General features: G+C 41.6%; 21 protein-coding genes and 2 pseudogenes. 6 read left to right on the top strand and 17 right to left on the bottom strand.

Going from position 1 to position 18327, the window contains the following annotated elements:
• Positions 1–4: 4 nt before the first annotated feature.
• Positions 5–349, top strand: a complete 345-nt coding sequence (locus tag MHI25_RS09635) for a helix-turn-helix domain-containing protein (protein WP_036684053.1) — start codon at positions 5–7, stop codon at positions 347–349.
• A gap of 725 nt (positions 350–1074) precedes the next feature.
• On the opposite strand, the gene MHI25_RS09630 is transcribed toward MHI25_RS09635, so the two are convergent.
• The 3 genes from MHI25_RS09630 to MHI25_RS09620 all read right to left on the bottom strand — a co-directional run bounded on the left by MHI25_RS09630 (position 1075) and on the right by MHI25_RS09620 (position 3922).
• Complete coding sequence (locus MHI25_RS09630) at positions 1075–2076, bottom strand: anti sigma factor C-terminal domain-containing protein (RefSeq protein WP_340395333.1); 1002 nt, start codon at positions 2074–2076, stop codon at positions 1075–1077.
• A complete protein-coding gene (locus tag MHI25_RS09625) occupies positions 2073–2564 on the bottom strand; it encodes an RNA polymerase sigma factor (RefSeq protein WP_340395332.1) in 492 nt (163 codons plus the stop codon). Before MHI25_RS09625 ends, MHI25_RS09630 begins: the two co-directional genes overlap by 4 nt.
• Before the next feature lie 143 nt (positions 2565–2707).
• Entirely contained in the window at positions 2708–3922 is a 1215-nt protein-coding gene (locus MHI25_RS09620) for an S-layer homology domain-containing protein (protein ID WP_340395668.1), read from the bottom strand.
• Positions 3923–4225: 303 nt separating this feature from the next.
• On the opposite strand from MHI25_RS09620, the gene MHI25_RS09615 reads away from it, so the two are divergent.
• On the top strand, positions 4226–4741 hold the full coding sequence (locus MHI25_RS09615; RefSeq protein WP_340395331.1) for a hypothetical protein: 516 nt from the start codon (positions 4226–4228) through the stop codon (positions 4739–4741).
• Positions 4742–4927: 186 nt separating this feature from the next.
• Here MHI25_RS09615 and MHI25_RS09610 read toward each other — a convergent pair whose 3' ends face one another.
• Both MHI25_RS09610 and MHI25_RS09605 read right to left on the bottom strand, forming a co-directional pair.
• Entirely contained in the window at positions 4928–5137 is a 210-nt protein-coding gene (locus MHI25_RS09610) for a sigma factor-like helix-turn-helix DNA-binding protein (protein WP_340395330.1), read from the bottom strand.
• Positions 5073–5384 (bottom strand): sigma factor, encoded by a 312-nt coding sequence (locus tag MHI25_RS09605; protein WP_340395329.1) that lies wholly within the window; start codon positions 5382–5384, stop codon positions 5073–5075. The genes MHI25_RS09610 and MHI25_RS09605 overlap by 65 nt, the downstream gene beginning before the upstream one ends.
• Positions 5385–5556: 172 nt before the next feature.
• On the opposite strand from MHI25_RS09605, the gene MHI25_RS09600 reads away from it, so the two are divergent.
• The 3 genes from MHI25_RS09600 (at position 5557) to MHI25_RS09590 (ending at position 8518) form a co-directional block, all read left to right on the top strand.
• Positions 5557–6597, top strand: coding sequence for an ROK family protein (locus MHI25_RS09600; protein ID WP_256716686.1), 1041 nt, complete (start codon positions 5557–5559; stop codon positions 6595–6597).
• A gap of 37 nt (positions 6598–6634) precedes the next feature.
• Positions 6635–7252 (top strand): sugar O-acetyltransferase, encoded by a 618-nt coding sequence (locus MHI25_RS09595; RefSeq protein WP_076187110.1) that lies wholly within the window; start codon positions 6635–6637, stop codon positions 7250–7252.
• Between the two features lie 66 nt (positions 7253–7318).
• Positions 7319–8518, top strand: coding sequence for an MFS transporter (locus MHI25_RS09590; RefSeq protein ID WP_076191403.1), 1200 nt, complete (start codon positions 7319–7321; stop codon positions 8516–8518).
• Between the two features lie 311 nt (positions 8519–8829).
• Here MHI25_RS09590 and MHI25_RS09585 read toward each other — a convergent pair whose 3' ends face one another.
• Positions 8830–9582: an HAD-IIB family hydrolase gene (locus MHI25_RS09585; RefSeq protein WP_340395328.1), complete on the bottom strand. Its 753-nt coding sequence runs from the start codon at positions 9580–9582 to the stop codon at positions 8830–8832.
• Positions 9583–9662: 80 nt separating this feature from the next.
• On the opposite strand from MHI25_RS09585, the gene MHI25_RS09580 reads away from it, so the two are divergent.
• On the top strand, positions 9663–10352 hold the full coding sequence (locus tag MHI25_RS09580) for a Crp/Fnr family transcriptional regulator (RefSeq protein WP_340395327.1): 690 nt from the start codon (positions 9663–9665) through the stop codon (positions 10350–10352).
• 16 nt (positions 10353–10368) lie between these two features.
• On the opposite strand, the gene MHI25_RS09575 is transcribed toward MHI25_RS09580, so the two are convergent.
• From MHI25_RS09575 to MHI25_RS09525, 11 genes and pseudogenes are all read right to left on the bottom strand, one after another.
• Positions 10369–10707, bottom strand: coding sequence for a hypothetical protein (locus MHI25_RS09575; RefSeq protein WP_340395326.1), 339 nt, complete (start codon positions 10705–10707; stop codon positions 10369–10371).
• 394 nt (positions 10708–11101) lie between these two features.
• On the bottom strand, positions 11102–11455 hold the full coding sequence (locus MHI25_RS09570) for a hypothetical protein (protein WP_339190298.1): 354 nt from the start codon (positions 11453–11455) through the stop codon (positions 11102–11104).
• Positions 11455–11661: pseudogene (locus MHI25_RS09565) on the bottom strand (zincin-like metallopeptidase toxin domain-containing protein); the annotation flags it as partial. The pseudogene MHI25_RS09565 and the gene MHI25_RS09570, both read right to left, overlap by 1 nt.
• A gap of 221 nt (positions 11662–11882) precedes the next feature.
• Entirely contained in the window at positions 11883–12353 is a 471-nt protein-coding gene (locus MHI25_RS09560) for a hypothetical protein (protein WP_340395325.1), read from the bottom strand.
• Between the two features lie 332 nt (positions 12354–12685).
• Entirely contained in the window at positions 12686–12964 is a 279-nt protein-coding gene (locus MHI25_RS09555; RefSeq protein ID WP_340395324.1) for a hypothetical protein, read from the bottom strand.
• Positions 12965–14179: 1215 nt separating this feature from the next.
• The gene (locus tag MHI25_RS09550; protein ID WP_340395323.1) at positions 14180–14593 is read right to left on the bottom strand and encodes a hypothetical protein; all 414 of its coding nucleotides are present in this window, start codon (positions 14591–14593) and stop codon (positions 14180–14182) included.
• A 29-nt stretch (positions 14594–14622) separates the two neighbouring features.
• The gene (locus MHI25_RS09545; RefSeq protein ID WP_340395322.1) at positions 14623–15042 is read right to left on the bottom strand and encodes an EndoU domain-containing protein; all 420 of its coding nucleotides are present in this window, start codon (positions 15040–15042) and stop codon (positions 14623–14625) included.
• A gap of 104 nt (positions 15043–15146) precedes the next feature.
• Positions 15147–16352, bottom strand: a complete 1206-nt coding sequence (locus tag MHI25_RS09540; RefSeq protein WP_340395321.1) for an IS110 family transposase — start codon at positions 16350–16352, stop codon at positions 15147–15149.
• Between the two features lie 167 nt (positions 16353–16519).
• Positions 16520–16774, bottom strand: a complete 255-nt coding sequence (locus tag MHI25_RS09535) for a hypothetical protein (RefSeq protein ID WP_340395320.1) — start codon at positions 16772–16774, stop codon at positions 16520–16522.
• Positions 16775–16786: 12 nt separating this feature from the next.
• Positions 16787–17128: pseudogene (locus MHI25_RS09530) on the bottom strand (recombinase family protein); the annotation flags it as partial.
• Positions 17129–17603: 475 nt separating this feature from the next.
• Positions 17604–18227 (bottom strand): helix-turn-helix domain-containing protein, encoded by a 624-nt coding sequence (locus MHI25_RS09525; protein ID WP_340395319.1) that lies wholly within the window; start codon positions 18225–18227, stop codon positions 17604–17606.
• Between the last annotated feature and the right edge of the window lie 100 nt (positions 18228–18327).

The raw sequence follows: 18327 nt of genomic DNA, 5'->3' as shown, positions 1-18327 counted from the left end.
TACCTTGAAGACAGCTAAATCTACTAATAATTATATCCCCAAAACCCCTGTTACTATTGAATGTAATGTTGAAAAAACACTTGAAGTATTAGGTGGAAAATGGGCCTTTCTTGTCCTCAGAGAGCTATTCGACGGCACGCAGCGTTTTGGGGCACTGCAACGAAAAATCACTAATGTTTCTCCCCGCGCACTAACCACTACGTTGCGCCATCTGGAGGAGCATGGTGTGCTTGAACGTCACGTATTTCCGACTGTTCCTGTTACGGTAGAATATTCGCTTACTCCCAAAGGTGAGGATTTACATCAAATTTTGAAGGAAATGAAGCTGTGGTCCGCGAAATGGACTTAGCTTGAGCAGATTGTGACCGATGAAAAAAGAAGCTGTCCAAAAAGTAGAGAATTCTACTTATAGGGCAGCTTCTTTTTTATAAATAGGCTATACAATGGATGGATTCTTACTTAACCCATGGGATATGTGCGGTGTGCGGCGTGCGGTGGCGGTGTGCGGTGTGCGATGTGCGATGTATGATGTATGATGTGCGATGTATGATGTGCGATGTATGATGTACGCTTTAGTGTAATTGGGGAAAAACTCCCTAAAAATAGCCGAAATTCGTTAAAAAAGAGCATAATGAGGGAATTTCTCCCTAAAAATCGAGGTGATTCCTTTATTTTTCACCAAATCAGGTAAATTACAGGGAGGTTTTCCCTAATTATAAGTTAGATGACCATATATCTAAGAATTATAGGGAGAAATCCCCTAATTATAGAGTCGGAAGCGTATTTGGACAACTGAAAACAACCGGAGATACCAGCGATTTCTGCGATTTCTGCGATTTCTGCGATCACGTCATAGACAAATTACCACTTGAGGTCAGCAGGCTTTGCCTTGCCTTCAATCTACTACTGAAGCAGATCGCGGATAATCAAAAACGCAGAGCAGCGAAGATCCAATAGGAGGAATGAATCGCTGCTCTTTTGACCCTTGCATTTATGAAAATGAAGGAGAGGTCGTCTCTTTTCGTAGAAAATCCACATATAGAATAACCCCTCCAGCATTTTTACTATATTGATCTAATATTTATCCACAATCGCGCCGAGAACTGCCGTATTTACATAGGGTTTTCCTTTGAGGCTTTGCAGCTCTTTCGCAGTTCCAGTAACGACAACTCCCAATAGCTGTACATCACTGGCGTCCGGCGCCGCTTTATCCTTTTTCAAGTAATTCGAGATTCGCTCAAACTCTCCGTAATGCTTGCCCTTCATCTGAAGCCCATAGGTTAAGGATTGTAAAAAATCCTCTGGTTTCGGCTTAAATAACCCTTCCCATTCCCCACCGTAGCCATATACTTGTCTAGCAGATTCCGGTAAGGCATATTTATTCGGGTTGCTGTCATTCCTAATAAACTCAAGGTTCTTTTTATTGTCATACGTATCTACCCAATACCAAGTCTGTGTCAAACCCGCCGGCAGCATCTTCTCTACCTCTACCTGAGTGTAGCTTTTATCAAAAGAAACAGCCATTTCTACGAACTTGCCAGGTTCCATTTGTTCGAGTGAAGGCAGGTCATTCAGCACTTTTTCGTTATAATTCACTCCAGGCACATAAAACATCATTTCCCGCTGACCATTTTGACTGTTATATCCTCGGTAGTATTCATAATTTTGCTGTGTCATTACCGGGTCAGGAACATTTATACTAGAGTATCCCCTATTAAGCAGAGAAAACCGGCTGCCCATATCGAAATACAGTTTTTTAGTATCCCATACGATGGGCACACCCTCAACAACTTTGTAAGTGCTCAGTTCAACTTTACCCGATAGAAACCCTAAATCAAGCTCAGTTCTCAACTCCTGAAGGTTAGGACTGCTAATCTTCATCATGATCCTCTCTTCATCCAAACCACGCATCGCCAACCAGCTTGTCAGATGGGCGTTACCCAGCATCCCGCCGAATAATACTAGAACCGTCACCACTAGAGAAATGATTGTGTTTCGAATCATTGTTTTTCGTTTTGCCTTCTTAATTACTTTTGAAAGGTTCTGATCATCCTTTTGTTCCCATGGAGCTGTCATTCCGCTTCACCTCTATACTTTTTTTGAAATTGCTTGCGGGCACGAAACAATGCCGATTTCACTGTATCTGTCGTAATTCCCAGAAGCTCAGCTATCTCCTGATAGGACAGCTCCAGCTCATACTTCATAATAATGAGTTGTTTATGGAGCGGTAGAAGCTCATCCAACACTCTTTCGATGTCTTCCCGTTTCTCTTTTAACAGCACATGATCCTCTGGCAATTCCATATCCGGCACATCTACATAGTCAATAGGAATGACTATCCGCTTGCGGCGGCGGCACAGATCATAGTAGCGATTGATCGCTACTTTATATAACCATGCACTGAATTTGTTCTCATCAATGGAATTAATATACAAAAGAGCCTTATACACCGTATCCTGTACGATATCTTCAGCGTCGGCTGCAGGTGCCCCGAGACGAATCAAGTATTTTTGAATTTCTAACATTTTAGGTTGAAGTATCTGATGTAGCTGCCCGGGCTTCATCCTGCACCTCCCTTCGTATGTATAACGATAAAGTTCTCGGAATGTTAGCTTATGAGGTGAAAAAAATTATAAAACAAAAGACGGCTGCCTCAGAAAGACATGCCGTCACATTTTAAAGAATGAATAAGGTTCCAGTACAATTCCTATATATCCGTAGGATTCATTGCCTGCTGAGCTGTAGATATGAGTATGGTTTGAACTTTCAGAGATTGTTTGTCAATAATGAAGCCTATATAGAACCCACCCTCCATATTATCCATTTCAAAAGGTGACAATCGGGGCTCATACACTCCACCCTTGTTCTCAAACCAGTAACTCACTATAATCCCGTATTCGTTATCCACTGCAACGTATGTACCGTATGCCTTTAGCACATCTTCCAATGTACTTACCCCAGGTCGAATATTGTTCAATGTACCTATGTGGATTGGATCAATGCGCTCATTATCTTTGTCTATTTTCCAAGCGTTCAGCCGACCTTCGGTATCATAATGTACAGATACTTCTTTATACATTTCATTATTGAATACATCTTGACCTGTTGAATCCCCGTAATGTTCCTCTACTAACATTCTTGAACTCCCAAAATCAATAAAAAGATTACGTCCACTATCCGCTATTCCGAAATCACGATCAGTTACCGGAACCGCTATAAAATCCTTCAAGCCTGTACCCTGTTCCGGTAATGACGGTAATAGACTCCGATCCGATCGTTCTTCTGGACGAGAAATTACAGTATATATTCCCTTAAGCTTGAGCATTCTCATCCATTGTATAGCCTCTGCTCTTGTAAGCGGGAGATTTCCTTTGAAACCTACTAGCGTTGGCTCTCCGGGAAGTGGAAGTAGAGAGTTACCCAGCAAATAAACCACGGAATCCGTGTCGTTGTAATTCATCCCTAGACCAGATACAACTAACCTTGCGGCGGCCATTCTGGTGATTGGAGCCGATCTTGCCACTGGATATTGTAGTCCAGTAACTGGATGATTCCACCACTTAGCCATTCTATACGGTGCTGCTGTCCATTCTTCGCCTATGCTAGTAGCCTTTGGATAGCCGAAAGAAAGATAAAATAATTTCAAAAATTCTGCTTCCGTAATCGACTGATCCGGTCGAAAGCTCCCATCATCATAACCAACCATCAATTGGTTGCCCAACGCCCAGCGCACCCAAGGCTCGGACCAGTGACCTTGAATGTCAGTGAACAGTGAATATGCCGGATCCTCCTCACCGTCCTCTTCCACTTCTTCATATGTCCCTGTATTCTCGTACGTTGTCGTGTCAGCATGAACTCTATAACTCACGTTGCCGCATGTTACAATTGTCCCTGAGATAAGACCTAGTACCAATAGCTTCATTATCTTCAATTTAATAATCCCTTTCGTTCTTATCGGTAAGGGGTTCCTGCTCTCTTTGTCAGGTTTATCGTGATTAACCCTTTATCTTAACTATCGGGTAAAAAGTCTGATTCGTAAATATACTGCTCTCCTTTTTCACAAGAAGAACAAAAAAAGATCGCCCCACTTCATAGCGGGAACGATTGCATTTTCAGTTTGTATCTTAGTGAATTATATAACATTGATTCTATTAATTTCCATAGTGTACACTCATTACAAGGGGTCTTTTTGTTAGAATCTTCGGAAAAGGTGGATTATTGTTCGATGAAACAAATAATGCTGTCTATTCTTTTGTTGGTTTCTTTAATAGGTATAAGTGGATGTGCAGAGAGTAATATAGGAGATCTTAAGGTAAGCGCAGGAGATCAAGAAATTAAAAGTACAACATTATCTAACACTAAGAGTGACTCATCCTCGAACGCTGAAGCAAGTGGATTTGAATTCGCCTTTGAGCAGGATGCAGTAAAGAATATTCAATATTTAAAAAACGGAGAAATCATTACTCTAAACTTTGGAGATTCTGAGCCAGATAATGTATTGATCGAAGATAGCGTACTAAATAAGAGTGGAGCTTATCAATTTTCATCCAGAGAATCACTAGAAGTTCCAATTACAAAAGTAGACGGTAAATATTCCTTTACGATCGAAAAGCATATGGCTTCTTCATTGAGTTCGTTTTACGAAGAGAACAAAAAAGACTATAGAGGCTTTAGCATAACGGCAAGCTGGGGAGAAGAAGAATATAGATATGCTTTTGTTATACAAGCGGACGCCAATTAAAGCTATCATTCTGATTTAAACCCGATAATCATATTTGACATTCCATCGAAATATTCAGGAACCAGTAGTCATCCAGATGGCTACTGGTTCCCCTTGAATAGAAATCTAACTATCTGTTTTTACATATACAACAAATTGTTCATGCAACTCTAGTTCGGATCGTTTCGAAATCCCAACCCTCGGAATTTAATTCTTGAAAAGTAGGAATAACAAGATTATGAATTTGCTCTGAAGTCGAATTTTCACCAACAGCTCTTTTAGTTCACTTCTTAATTTCTCTAATGCTCGGTACAATCGTTTCTTAACCGCACTTTCTCGCATTCCAACAATCTTAGAGATCTCTAACAAGGTGCAGTCTACAAAAAAGCGCAATGAAATAAAAGCCCCAATATTCATTTTTCACAATATTCTGTGCGATTTTGAAGATCCAAGTGAATAAGCTCGAATTCCCTTCAAATGTATGAATTTTTTCCATGGCCTTTAAGAAAACCTGTTGCGTTAAGTCTTCCGCTCTACCCGAGTTTACTTTCAACGAAAGATATTTATGGATTCTTTCGCGATATTGATTATAAGTGATTTCAAAGCTTTGCTTGTCTCCCTGTTCATCCGGATAAACAGTGGATTTGTCATGAGCTCCAGACATTGTAAGAACCTCCTCTTGACCTTACATTTAATTAGACACCGCAGGTTGATTGAAAGCCACATGTCCGTTCAAAAAAATCCATAATAAAAAAACTGTCGATTGCTAGACAATTATATAGAGCCAAGTTATAGTATTGATAATACTTTTAATAACCATTTTCAAAAGTCTAGAGGTGAATAAAATAAACCAAATCGCAAACAATTCTATTCGTGTTAAAAAGATAAATCAGGAGCTTATCAAGCAGGCCTTGAAATCGATGAAGGAAGGAACCAAATCCACGATTGCAAGTGCCACCGGATTAAGTATTGCTACCTGCGGAAATATCCTGAATGAACTTCTGGAGACTGGTGAAGTCATTGAGACTGAACTGGAGGCTTCAAATGGAGGCCGACCGGCCAGACGATTTATCTATAACGCTGATTTCTCCTATATTGCATGTATCTATGCCAAAATTGAGGATGGCCAGAAATCCATAACCTATGCGGTGACCAATTCAGTTGGTGATCGTGTGGATCATGGATGGATGGAATTAGAGTACGTAGATGCTGCAGCCATCGACCATCTGCTGGATACGCTTATCCAACAATATAACAACATCAAGGCAGTAGGGATTGGGATTCCCGGCCTTGCTCACCAAGGTGTCATTAATATCTGTGACATTAAAGAGTTAATTAATGCTCCCTTAGAATCACTACTCAGAGAAAAATACGAGCTTGAAGTCACGATTGAAAATGATATGAATCTGACCGTTTACGGGTTCTATAAACAGCAGGACTATGAAGAGGATAAAACCATTGTCGTGGTGACCTTTATCAAAGGAGCTTTTCCAGGCGCCGGGATGATGATCGACGGGCATATCCACAAAGGTAATACCAGATTTGCTGGTGAAGTCTCTTTTTTACCGTTTGGAATCTCGCGTGAACAGCAATTGAGTAGCTTGGACCACACGGATACCTTCATCCCTTTGGCGGCTCACACTATATCGTCCCTGATTGCAATTATTAATCCAGAGACCATAGCTCTCACAGGAGAGCAAGTCAAACAAGAGAATGTGCGGCCGATTTATCAACGTTGTCTGGAAGTGATTCCAGAGGAGCATATGCCTCACTTAATTGTGCTGGATCAACCTGATGATCATTACATGAACGGATTAATTGCGATCACACTGGAAAGCTTAACCTACTCGTTACAGCTGGTTGAGAAGCGCCGGTAAAACATAAAACTAACATACACTTCAGGAGGAACTACGAATGGCAACAAACAAAGAAAACATGATTGCAGGAAAGCTATATATGGCAGGCGGTGAAGAATTAGCAAAGGATAACAAAAGATCCAGAATGCTCACTCGTTTATTTAACAATACGACGGAAGAACAAGGTGAATATAGAGTAGAACTACTCAAGCAATTATTTGAGTCTACAGGAGAGTCATTATATGTTGAACCTCCTTTCCGTTGTGATTACGGCAGTAATATTACCGTTGGCAATAACTTCTACGCTAATTTTGACTGCATTATCCTTGATGTAGCTAAAGTAACGATTGGTAACAATGTTCTCTTTGGACCTAGGGTAGGCGTATATACTGCTGGTCACCCCATAGATGCGGACGTGCGTATTAGTATGCTTGAATTCGGTACACCGATTACCATCGGAAACAACGTGTGGGTTGGTGGAAACGCAGTAATTAATCCTGGGGTAAAAATCGGCAACAATGTAATCATCGGTGCAGGTTCAGTCGTGACTAAGGATATCCCTGACAATGTAATTGCGGTGGGGAACCCATGCAAGGTATTAAGAGCAATCACCGACGACGATAAGCAACACTGGGAAAAACTTAAAGAAGAGTATTACAGAGACATTGAGCAATAAAGTAACCCGTTCTGGGAGGATCTCAATTTGAAAAAGCGCTTCGGGGGATTTAACAAAATTTACGCCATGCAATTGGCAACCATCTTTTTAGGATTTATAGTGTTTGGCATATCGGAAAATATTAAAGGACCTGCCATTCCGCGAATCCAATTCGACTTTAATCTGGACGAGAAACAGCTCGGCACCCTTTTATCCCTAAATGCATTAGGTTATTTGATCGCCTGCTCCTTTACAGCTGTATTGGTTCGGAAGTGGGGGATCAAGGCTGTCAGTATCATTGCTTTTGCATCCATGATATTCTCAGGAGTGTTAATCTATATCTCCCACAGCTATCCCTTCTTCTCAGCTTCTTATTTCCTGATGTACATCGGAAACGGAATGCTGGAGATTGGTCTTGCCATTTTGGGAGCACGCATTTTCGTAAAAAATACCGGGACGATGATGAACTTATCCCATTTTTTCTACGGATTTAGTTCAACCTTAGCTCCACTGCTGGCAACAGGACTCATGTCGGTAAGTATATTTGGCCATCCACTCGACTGGCGCGGAATGTATCTGATTATGCTAAGCTTATCTTTACTGCCTATTCTATCTGCCTTGCGCAGTACATTTCCGGGTGACGATCTTCCGCAAGAGGACCGGATCCCTTTAAAAACGTTGGTCCGCGATCCCGCTTTATGGCTGATGGTGCTTATTCTTTCCTTCGGTGTGGTGTCAGAGCTTGCAGTAGGTGGATGGCTAGTGAATTTTTTGGAAAAAGCATACTTGTGGGATACAGTTACAGCTTCTGGTATGTTGTCCACCTTTTTTCTCTGCTTCTCGCTAGCAAGGCTCCTGCTGGGGCCGGTTACAGATAAGATTGGTTTCAATCTATCGCTTATCATCTTTTCAGCCTTCTCTGCCTTATGTACGTTTGCTGCTATTTTAGGTGGGGAACAGCTCGCGTTTCTATTCGCAGCAGCAGGCATAGGTATCGCTATGATTTATCCGACCGTTATGGCATTTATCGCAAAAAGGTATCCGCATGGCAGTGACACTGCCATCACCTTTACAGTTACACTAATGGGAGTCGGTAGCGTGATTGGCAACTATGCCATAGGTGCAGTGATCGAAGGTGTGAAGCGGCTTTACGGAGCAGAAACACAAACTGGTTTGCTACGTGGTCTTCAAGCTGGGTATGGTTTTATCGGCTTATGTGCAGCTATATGCGCGATATCCGGTTGTGTTTTATATCGTTATTTAAATCACCGCCAAGAACTTATCTAGAATAGTTATCACACTTATTTCTGCTCATCCATGCAAAAAACCTGCTGATTTTTTGGCAGGTTTTTTGTTGCAAATAGCGACCAACCTCCTACCATCGGACTCAAATGTCCTTATTGGCTTCGAAATAGACAGAAATGAGGTTATTCGGACCCCAGAGTCGTTATTGAGTTGTTTGTGTGCAAAAACCGCTGTCTTGTGACTAGATAACGCCTCCTGAGTCCGAACACTCCGCCTAATGAAGCTAAATCCTGAAATAGCGACTATACAGTCCGCAACAATGACCTCTGAGCTGGTGATCACCATCCCAACAATTATCGCAGACCTCCCACCAGCTCCATTATTGTTCTAACAATCTGCTCTTCACCGCTACTAACCTTTTCCGTTGCAACTTCTCCCAAAGATATATGATCGCCAACACAAACCGAGTGTGCGGAATGTCTAAACATTTCTATATCATTAGCATCGTTACCAAATGCAATAAATTGCTGCGGTTCTATGCCTAATCTCTTTAGTCCTGTCCATTTGTTCACACCTTGTGGACTTATATCCATAATATCTTCTTGTCCATGCTGGTAGATCACAATCGGCAGATTTTGCAGCTTATGTATAAGTTGTTCCCCATTCAGACTGCTCAAAATAACTACCTTCACAATCTCATCCAGCTCTGATGGAGTTACATTTTTGGCGCGTTGTTCTGGATCTACATTTCTCCGGATGGGATGGTTCGCAGAACCCGAATATGCATAGTCCCAATGACTATCAATCAAATAAGTTGCATCAAATTCTTCAATCAAATTCAGGAGGTTATCCGCAGTCTGTGGGTCAAAATGTATCGTCGAAATAACCTCCCCACCCTTTGCAATAAACGCGCCATTCCCGCCAACCATAGAAAAATGATGCATACGAGCAGGCAACACAGGCAATAAATCACGAATAGGCCGGGCTGACGCAAAAATAACCTCATGTCCTTTTTCAATTAGAGAATCCAAGGCTTGTACAATAAATTCACTCAAAGGTTTGCCGTTAAAACAAATCGTCCCATCTAAATCAAAAATAAATTTCACAGTTAATAACCTCCCCTTTTTCTCTATATTAACGAGTTCAGATATAATGGAAAGGACCGATGTCCAAAAAGGAGTAAACGATGAAATCTATTCACGATCCAAATCTGATATCACATTACATTACACAATTTAATCTAGACCAAGTATTCACAACGTCAACACATGCTTTAATCCAGTTACTTGTCTATGAGCAGGATGAAATCATTTTGCGTGAGGGGGATGAGCTGGACGGAATTTATTTTCAAGTGGAGGGGCGTACCAAGGTTTCTTCTAGTGTGGGGACGGGAAAATCCTTGTTATTACGTTTCTGCTCACCCTTGTCATTATTCGGGGATATTGAATACGTGCAGGAAGTTGTGATCCAATCCCAAGTTGAAGCGGTACAACAAACCAGCCTCTTATTTATCCCGAAACAAGAGGTTGAGTCTGACCTAATGGATAACCACAGGTTTAAAGACTTGTTGCTGAAACATCTCTCCTACAAGCTTCTAACCTGCACATCCGCATCCCGAACGAACTTGCTGGGTTCTGTAGAAGAAAGGTTTGCAAGTTATTTATTGACCATTCAACTCCAACGTGAGTTTGCAAAAGAAATTCAGACACCATATATCCCAGATATAGCCTCTTTGATTGGGACTACTCCCCGCCATTTAAACCGTGTCATTCAGCGGCTCACCGACATGGAAATTTTATATAAAGTTAAGCAAGAAATTGTTGTACTCGACTGGGAGCGTCTGGATGAATTATCTAACGGAATAAGATTTGAATAGCCTAAAAACCCCTCATTTAATTAAGGATAAAATGATCGATGTCATCATAACGGATATCGATCTTTTCTCCGTTTCTTTTGACAAGATTTATATACAGAGGAGCTGCATCAACACTTCCGCCACCCACCAGCACATGGTAGTTTTCATTAATTTCATATTTACGGATGTACAAACCTGAACCGACATCTTCAAAGGGATGACCTTCAAAATCCTTCCACGACAACGCCTCGCCTCGCTGAGCTAGATCCCGTATTTCATCCAGGGATAATATCGCAGCTTCTTTATCATTACATCCTGAAAGTATAATCGTCAAAGCAAACAATAACAGCATTATCAAGTTACGCTTACTTTTCATTCTTAAACCTCCAAACTCTATAATTTGTTATTTATAGGAAAATATAAGGTAATAATAACATAGCTTAGACTAAATGTTAAAAAGGAGTAAAGCCTTTTAGGGGTGCTTTACTCCTTTGAAATCTTTATTTGTGAGGGATATTGGATGGACCCGCAAGCTACGACACCGGAAAATGAATATAAAAAAACAAGCCAATCATGGTGGTATCTGACCATAATCGACCTGTTCTATGTAACGCTTTAGTGTTAATTAGGTTATAAAATCTCAAGCATTATTGTGCGTACAAACGAAATAGTAAAAATCTTTATATAGGTAATATATGAGATATATGTGTCATTGTTCGAATGATGGATTGAGTCGGCAAATGATTGATTCCCCTCGAGTTTAGACTCTTTTACTCATCATGATCTTCATCAAAGATAGCTTCAAACTCTTCATCGCTATAATTTCTATTGCTTGGTATATGATAACGTTGAGGTATCCCATTATGATCTAGCACATGATCAACAGCACTGTCTTCATCAGAAACCACGAAAGTAATTTCGTCATCACCTTCATAATTTTTAGGAGTTATATCCGCCAAAACAAGCCACACACAACCCTTAATTCTATAAAACTCATTATAAAATCTAACAGACTTTTCTATATCATCATGTATAACTCCATACAGTTTAAACTTATCCTTATAATCTCGAGCTATCTCCAAAGCTTGGTTAGCTGTTAGATTAGTATTTATTCTTTCTTGCATTATTCATCAAATCCTTTCCAATTCGATAAAGGCCATTGTCCGTTCCTTAGTTTGAATATATATCTTTGTGCTTCATATATTTCTTCAATACTCAATTCACCTTTATTTTTCATAATTTCTCTATAAACATACTCTTCCTTTTCTAAAGTCGATAATTTCATATAATTTTCTTTTCCAAGTTCTCCAAAGTGCTTAGCGTGATAAGATTCATGAACTACACTTTAGTAAGAAGCATCAGGTCTTAATACGATCTGTCCAGTATTTGGATTGAAACCTCCCACAGCCTTTTCAGGTAGAAAGTTCCCTTCTTATCCATAATAACTTTTATATTATTTAAATTCATTTCGCTTTTAAACTTCTTTATGTCTCTGATACTCATAATTCTTAATCCATCAGTGGTTAATTTATTTTGTCCACTAACATGAATTTATTCCCATAATTTAAAATCAATAGTCTCTTGCACTAGATCTATTTCTTTTGGAAGCTTTGGCTTTAGCAATCCGCCTTCTGTGGATAATAAAGATTTTTCTGCCGGACCATACAACAACGTTACCATTCCCAGACTATTGAGCCAATGATCCGCTGACCATGCTTCGTCTGGATTAAATGCTCCTTTCGCCATCTCCACTGTTCCCAGTGTTAACCAATCCGCAAACTTCTCCTTTGAATCAAACATATGCTCTGATCGATCTTTGGCTGCTTCATATATCCCGACCGGAATATCTCCCCAAGCCTTTCCACCTTGGTTTGTCATCACGTGTACACCCAAACTTACTCCAGTAGCAATCATCTGTTCCATGGTGGTTTGAACGCCTTCCAGTTGCCCTTTTGCCCAGGCTCCCTTCTCCCCTTTTTCCATTGCCGTCCGTAGTAGCAACTGATACGCTTCATTCTGCACTAGTGGTACGCTTCTACTAGTAATCGACGGATCATAATCACATGCCTTAATGGTTCCTAAAATACTCTGCGGACGGTTAAGGCTTGTCTTTCATCCACTTGGATGTACTTCTGACGTTTCTTTGCCTTGTAGCCAAAGGTGGCTCTCCTTCCGGTATAGCCGCCCTGCTCCGCCTTCTTGTACCAGATATGCCGTAACTTAATATCAGCTTGAACGAACTTCTTGTATTGGAAGATGACTAACCTTAGCGGATAAAATGGCACAGGGGAGAGTTATCGCTTCCTGCCATTGCTCTGACGCTACTTCATTCAGGTCAATAACATCCTGAGTTTTCATTTGTCCCTGAATTTGCTTACGGTAATAAGGGATCGTATTCTGCGGCAGAGATTCACCTTGCTGAATCTCCTGAACAAGTTACCCACCTTCGGGGTGAACTGGGACAAGTTCGTCAGCACAGCACATAGATACTTGCTGTTAAACTTAGGTGGATATTGAACCAATGAAGCAAGCGATTCCTTCCCCTTCGGAGCATATACAATCTCCATCCTCATTTGCTCCCCCTTGATTCCCTGCCGCCCAGTCTCCATCAACGGACGCTTCTTGTCATACACCCGACAATAGCCATCCTCCTGTCGCTAATGCTTGCCGTTATAATATCGGGTTCCTTTGAACAGTGTAGCTTGGGTTTTAGTTGTTCAGTACAAGTCAAATGAGCACACAGGTAAAGTCTGTTGAATTGGGGTGGAAATTGTACGATAGCTTCAAGTGGTCTCTTCTCGTCTGGTACATAAACAATTTCAAACCTCGTTAACTCTCCCTCTATAACCTTTCCATACCGTTGTATCAGTTGACGTTTCTTGTCGTAAACTCGACTGTATCCAGCCACTTGCCTTTGATGCTTCTTGTTAGAGTATCGAGTTCCTTTCCATTGATGTATATTCCTCCCTGTAAGCGATAAAGTAAACAATTCTGATATGGGTAACGGTATGTCAAAGGCTACATCACATCGAACAAACAAGATGGCCGTGGCGCAGTCCTTTAATGGCTTAAGCCAAGAATAGAAATGAATCAGACTATCAGGGTGACACTCGATTCTTAACGTGTTCTTTCTTGACTTTGGAACGAAGGTCAATTGATACGAGATATGCAGGTAATGCTCATCATCTCTTACATGTAAATGATACTTGAATCCCTTCTCCATTAATCGAAGTTTAGCATTCAAATACTCACAAAGACGTAATCGAAAAGGATTAAAGAAATCCCAGTATACATCTGTAAACTCTACTACAATACGGTCAATTGAAACTTGTACTCCTTCCATGTTCAGCCCCCAAACCGAAATTATTTAACGAATTTCGGACTATATTAGAGGGCAAGGTGGCTAGCCTAAAACATATCCTCACCTGTATATGTTGACTGGTCGTCACCAGATTGTATTTACAAGATAGCTATCGTAACGACGATCAGTAAAGTTGCGGTCAACATCCTACTTTTTACTGCCCCCCTCACTATCAGTAGTCATTCTATCTATCGTGCTCGTTGCGATCTATGTTTCACCACCCATTAGCAAAGTAATCAGATGTAATTGATTTGGAAAACCGAGAGAAAACGAAGATAACAAAAAACAGGTCAATCATGGTGGTATCTGACCATAATCGACCTGTTCAATGTAACGCAATAGCGTTATTTAGGTTATACTTTTAAAGCATCTGATGTGCGTACAAATAAAGTGGTGAAATCTTTATACGGGTATTACATGGGTTAAATGTGTTATTGATTAAATAATGGATTCTTTCGGCACTGGGTAGCCCCCACCAATAATATCGTCAGCTTTGTATCTTCTCCAGAAAAGCTTCAAATACTTTTTTTGTCGCGTCCCCCGAATTTGGGATTAACTCATAAACCCTCTGTAGAATTGAAGGATTTTTTAATATCCGTTTTTTACTTTCAGTACTAGTAAAACTTCTTAATGCATCAATACATATTTCGAATAACTCTTCATCTTCAGTACTTAGCAGTTTCAACAACATATTCAATTCATCCATGCTAGATTCATTATGCAAACAATATGCTAATTTTCTTTGCCACTCTATTGGCTTATTTAACACTCCGTTTGATAATTCTTCCCAATCCCGTGGGGAGAATTTTAACAGCATCGCCTGTGCAATTGAAAAACCTTCATCATACCAATAATCATCTGAGAAATATCCTGAAAGATAGTCATCAAATTCTGTAAACATTAAAAAACTCCTTTGGATCAGATTACAAGTTAAGGTGCTGTAAAACCACTTAGAAGTTGTGTAGCTCCCCCACCTGTTGGATAGCCCGATACAACATTGTCACCTATTTTAATAACTTCAACTTGAACACCATTAACAGTTCCTCTATGAAGAGTTGCACCATCCGAGGCACGAACTCCAATGGATGCTGTATTACCAGTATCTTTTATACCATTAACAATTTGCGAATCACTCCATGAATCCGGGAATAAAGTGCTCGTTTTAATATTAGATAAATTACCATCAGGAAATTGAGTAGTAAACTTAACTTTTCTTGTTCCATCTGCATTAACTGTTATTTCTTGAACTGCATAATTAGGATTTACATTGTTGATTTGCGGAGAATGACCACCGATCAACTCATTCTTCGTAGGAAGTTTTCTTTGCCCATCTAATATTTTCTTTTCCATTTCTGAACTAATTACAGAAGAACGAACATTTCCCGTCCCCTAAGTTGTAATCTTAAACTCTATGAATGGTGGCAACTATTTTACCAATTACCACCACCATTATATCAGCTTGCCTTACGTTCTGTCAGAGCCGCCGCCATGTATGGCGTTTTGTTCTTCATCATGCTATAGATGATGGTTACAAGTCTTCTCATGATACATATAAGGGCTTGCTTCTTCGTCTTGCCTTCCGCTAGCTTGCGTTGGTAATACTCGTAGAAGACGGGATTCCGCTGTTTCTTGTTGTCGCCTTTGGCTACTTGGATTTGCTGTACGGCTAAGTTATGGAAGATGGCGTTCAATACCCGATTGCCTTGACCGCTTGCTTTGTCTTTTCCCTTGCCGCCCGAACTAAACCGAACAGGGGCAATCCCTGCGAATCGGGCTAGCTTGTCGGCGTTCGGGAAGCGGCGAATGTCGCCAATCTCTGCGATCAGTTCCGCCACCGTCACAATATTGATTCCGTCCATAGACTGCAATTTAAAGTCGGTTTCCGCCAACACCTGACGAAGCTGTTCTTCCGTCTGCTTAATCAGTTCTCGGCTTCGCTTCATGTCCTGAACCATGTTCACAATAAGGAAATCTCTGGATGGTTGGTAGTTCCGCTTTGTCTCTCCGTCCTTCTTGACCCGTTCCAAGATTTCCTCTGCCTTACGGGTAGAACAGGTGTTATGGCTTGCTTTACGAAGGATTTCCGCTAGCTTATCTACCCCCACCGATTCCAAATGATACGGCGCAGGATACTTCTCCCAAAACGCTAGAGCCGCCTTCCCGTCAATGTCACAGAAGAACTTCTTGTATGACGGATAATGATAGCTTAACTGCTGATGCAGTTGGTTCTTGAGCGTAGCCGCATGTTTGACAATGGCGTTCCGCCTTGCAACCAGTTGCCCGATAGTCCAGTAAAAGTCTTGCGGATTCGCATCCGGCAATTCATCAAGCCTTGCAAGCAATACTTTGGCGATGCAGAACGCATCCCAACTATCGCTCTTTTGAGTGGTAGCATAGCTCTTACGTTCATTGTAAGAGAGGGCGGAATTAACTTCCTTGACGATTTGCTTTTTCTCGACAAGGTGAACGGCTAACGCTCTGCCGTTGCCGCCCGTGTCCTCCAACCCGTAAACAGGGGTCAAGCCTTTTGGGGTATGCTTCTTGACGAATTTCATCAACTCATCGAAGGCAGACGGCTTATTCTCGATTTGGATTTCGCCTAGCCGCTCGTTCCAACAATTGATGATAACGGCGGTATGGTGGGCTTTATGTAAATCCATTCCGACATAAATATGCGTTTGTTTATAGTGCGACAAAAGGCTTCACCTCTGATTACGGATTTTGTCGTGACGTAGGTAAAGAATAGGGGCAACCTCAGTTCAAGCGTTAACCTTACGGTTCGCAGTGGGACGTAAGCCTCTCTATTCCTTGCCTTTGGTGTCACAAGTTAGCTTGATGCTTCTTTCATTTCAAAAGCCAGAAATGCTTTTGCCAATTTTAAATACAACAGTTCTAAACGCACCGTGTTTTCCAATTGGTAAACTTTTAACAATACTTCCTCCGCCGTCAGCTTATCGAACTGTTCTCCGCATCGGAAGATGTGGTCGAATATCGCATGTTGGCATTGTTCCAACGTGTTTAATTGCCTATAGTAGCCGTCTTCCTGCTCGACGTAGCGGTTGTATATTTCCATCTGATTCATTGCCGCCACCCCTTACAAGATGGCTTGATGAAGCCCGTTTGCTTGAATATCGCCGTACAGGTACAGCCCTTCATAGAAGGGACGGCGGTCAAGGATACGCTTGACCTGTACTTTCGTAAATCGCTTGCCTTGTTGCGTTGTAAAGCCGTCATAGTTCATCTGATACGCCAATTCCGACAATGACCAGTCGGGGAATAGTTCCTTTAGTTCAAACAGTCGTTGAACGGCTGTTGCTTCATCGAGATTAATTTCGATTGCTTTCTGACCTTTCTTCGCCTTGTAGCCAAATGCCGCCCGACCTCCGGCATAGCCGCCTTGCTGTGCTTTCTTGTTTCGCCCGGCTCGTAGAGCCACGCTGTTGTGTCTATACCCAAACCCCCACCAACTCTGAAAAAGTCCGTAAAATCCTTTCCGTGTGTTCTCAGCGCCATTGAGCGAGCCGCCCGAAGGGGCAGGACGGAGCGGCGGCGGAACTCTATTTGATTCTTGAGTAAAGTATCCGTAAAGAGTTATCCGCCGTCTTTACCCTCCATCCAAGAATCCAAAATCTCCCCCGAAACGCAGACCGCCAACGGCGTGTCTGCTGTTTCTTATTCAAGTGATTCTTAGCTTGATTCTTCTTAAATTGATTCTTGTTTATGATTCTTATTAGTGAGACTATCGGACGGTTCGTAACAGACTCTACGTCTAGGATTCAGACTCTCTGTCCGGCATTGCCGACCCTCTGTCGAAATCGCAGACACAGAGTCTACAGCCTTCATTTCTTGCCTTTAACCGACCGTGTGACGGCTATTTGGACAGAGAGTCCGCTGAAATAACAGACTCTCCATTATTGACCGTTAACATCTGGCGGAAATCGTTTTGCAAATGCGGTCATCAGGAATTGGGCATAGCTGTCCAAGGTTTCCTTCTCAGCGAATTTATCAGTCGCAAAGCGTCTTTCATGAAGTCTTTGGAGTCGGGCGGTATACGCCTTGTAATCGTCGCTCTTGACCATCTCTTGAATCCATAGCATCAGTTCCCTCCCGTTTACCTGCTTCCTCACGCTTCCAATAAACTCATGTGTCTTCTCGGACATGAGCAAATACGGATGACAGTGGAGGTAATTCGGCAGGGAATACGTATTGTTCTTGCTCTGGCTGACGAAAATCAGCTTTTTCTCTGCCAGTTTGGCAATATGACGCTCTACGGACTTGGAACTGCATCCAAGATTACGGGCAATCATTTCAATGGTGGGGTGGCATTGGCTCTGGTCGCTCATATACGCGACAATATCTACGAGAATCAGCTTTTCATACAGATTAAGCCCATAGCACCGATGGATTTTATGCGGCAGGATGGTGTATCCCTTGTGATGACCTGTAAAGTTGCTCTCCTTGGCAACTTCGTCCATGTAAGCATTAGCGGCTTTGTTATTCTTAGTCAACCAGAAGTCGTTGTACTTCGTTTTCATCTGCAATCCCTTCCTTTTTATGCTGTTATGCCACCCTCGGCGGCAATGAAGCAGGGAAGGCGGCTAGCCTGACACCTATCCTTACCTGTTCTATGTCAAC

The sequence above is a fragment of the Paenibacillus sp. FSL E2-0177 genome, from assembly GCF_037992975.1.
Taxonomy (GTDB): domain Bacteria; phylum Bacillota; class Bacilli; order Paenibacillales; family Paenibacillaceae; genus Paenibacillus_AQ; species Paenibacillus_AQ odorifer.
Note: the sequence above shows the minus strand (reverse complement) of the source record. Positions and strands in the feature narration are given on the sequence as shown.

What these genes read in the sequence shown, in the direction of transcription:
- MHI25_RS09630 (WP_340395333.1), bottom strand. Translation starts at nt 2,076, where the DNA reads ATGACAGCTCCATGGGAACAAAAGGATGATCAGAACCTTTCAAAAGTA.
- MHI25_RS09625 (WP_340395332.1), bottom strand. Translation starts at nt 2,564, where the DNA reads ATGAAGCCCGGGCAGCTACATCAGATACTTCAACCTAAAATGTTAGAA.
- MHI25_RS09620 (WP_340395668.1), bottom strand. Translation starts at nt 3,922, where the DNA reads ATGAAGCTATTGGTACTAGGTCTTATCTCAGGGACAATTGTAACATGC.
- MHI25_RS09615 (WP_340395331.1), top strand. Translation starts at nt 4,226, where the DNA reads ATGAAACAAATAATGCTGTCTATTCTTTTGTTGGTTTCTTTAATAGGT.
- MHI25_RS09610 (WP_340395330.1), bottom strand. Translation starts at nt 5,137, where the DNA reads ATGAATATTGGGGCTTTTATTTCATTGCGCTTTTTTGTAGACTGCACC.
- MHI25_RS09605 (WP_340395329.1), bottom strand. Translation starts at nt 5,384, where the DNA reads ATGTCTGGAGCTCATGACAAATCCACTGTTTATCCGGATGAACAGGGA.
- MHI25_RS09595 (WP_076187110.1), top strand. Translation starts at nt 6,635, where the DNA reads ATGGCAACAAACAAAGAAAACATGATTGCAGGAAAGCTATATATGGCA.
- MHI25_RS09590 (WP_076191403.1), top strand. Translation starts at nt 7,319, where the DNA reads ATGCAATTGGCAACCATCTTTTTAGGATTTATAGTGTTTGGCATATCG.
- MHI25_RS09580 (WP_340395327.1), top strand. Translation starts at nt 9,663, where the DNA reads ATGAAATCTATTCACGATCCAAATCTGATATCACATTACATTACACAA.
- MHI25_RS09575 (WP_340395326.1), bottom strand. Translation starts at nt 10,707, where the DNA reads ATGAAAAGTAAGCGTAACTTGATAATGCTGTTATTGTTTGCTTTGACG.
- MHI25_RS09570 (WP_339190298.1), bottom strand. Translation starts at nt 11,455, where the DNA reads ATGCAAGAAAGAATAAATACTAATCTAACAGCTAACCAAGCTTTGGAG.
- MHI25_RS09550 (WP_340395323.1), bottom strand. Translation starts at nt 14,593, where the DNA reads ATGTTTACAGAATTTGATGACTATCTTTCAGGATATTTCTCAGATGAT.
- MHI25_RS09545 (WP_340395322.1), bottom strand. Translation starts at nt 15,042, where the DNA reads ATGGAAAAGAAAATATTAGATGGGCAAAGAAAACTTCCTACGAAGAAT.
- MHI25_RS09540 (WP_340395321.1), bottom strand. Translation starts at nt 16,352, where the DNA reads ATGGATTTACATAAAGCCCACCATACCGCCGTTATCATCAATTGTTGG.
- MHI25_RS09535 (WP_340395320.1), bottom strand. Translation starts at nt 16,774, where the DNA reads ATGAATCAGATGGAAATATACAACCGCTACGTCGAGCAGGAAGACGGC.
- MHI25_RS09525 (WP_340395319.1), bottom strand. Translation starts at nt 18,227, where the DNA reads ATGAAAACGAAGTACAACGACTTCTGGTTGACTAAGAATAACAAAGCC.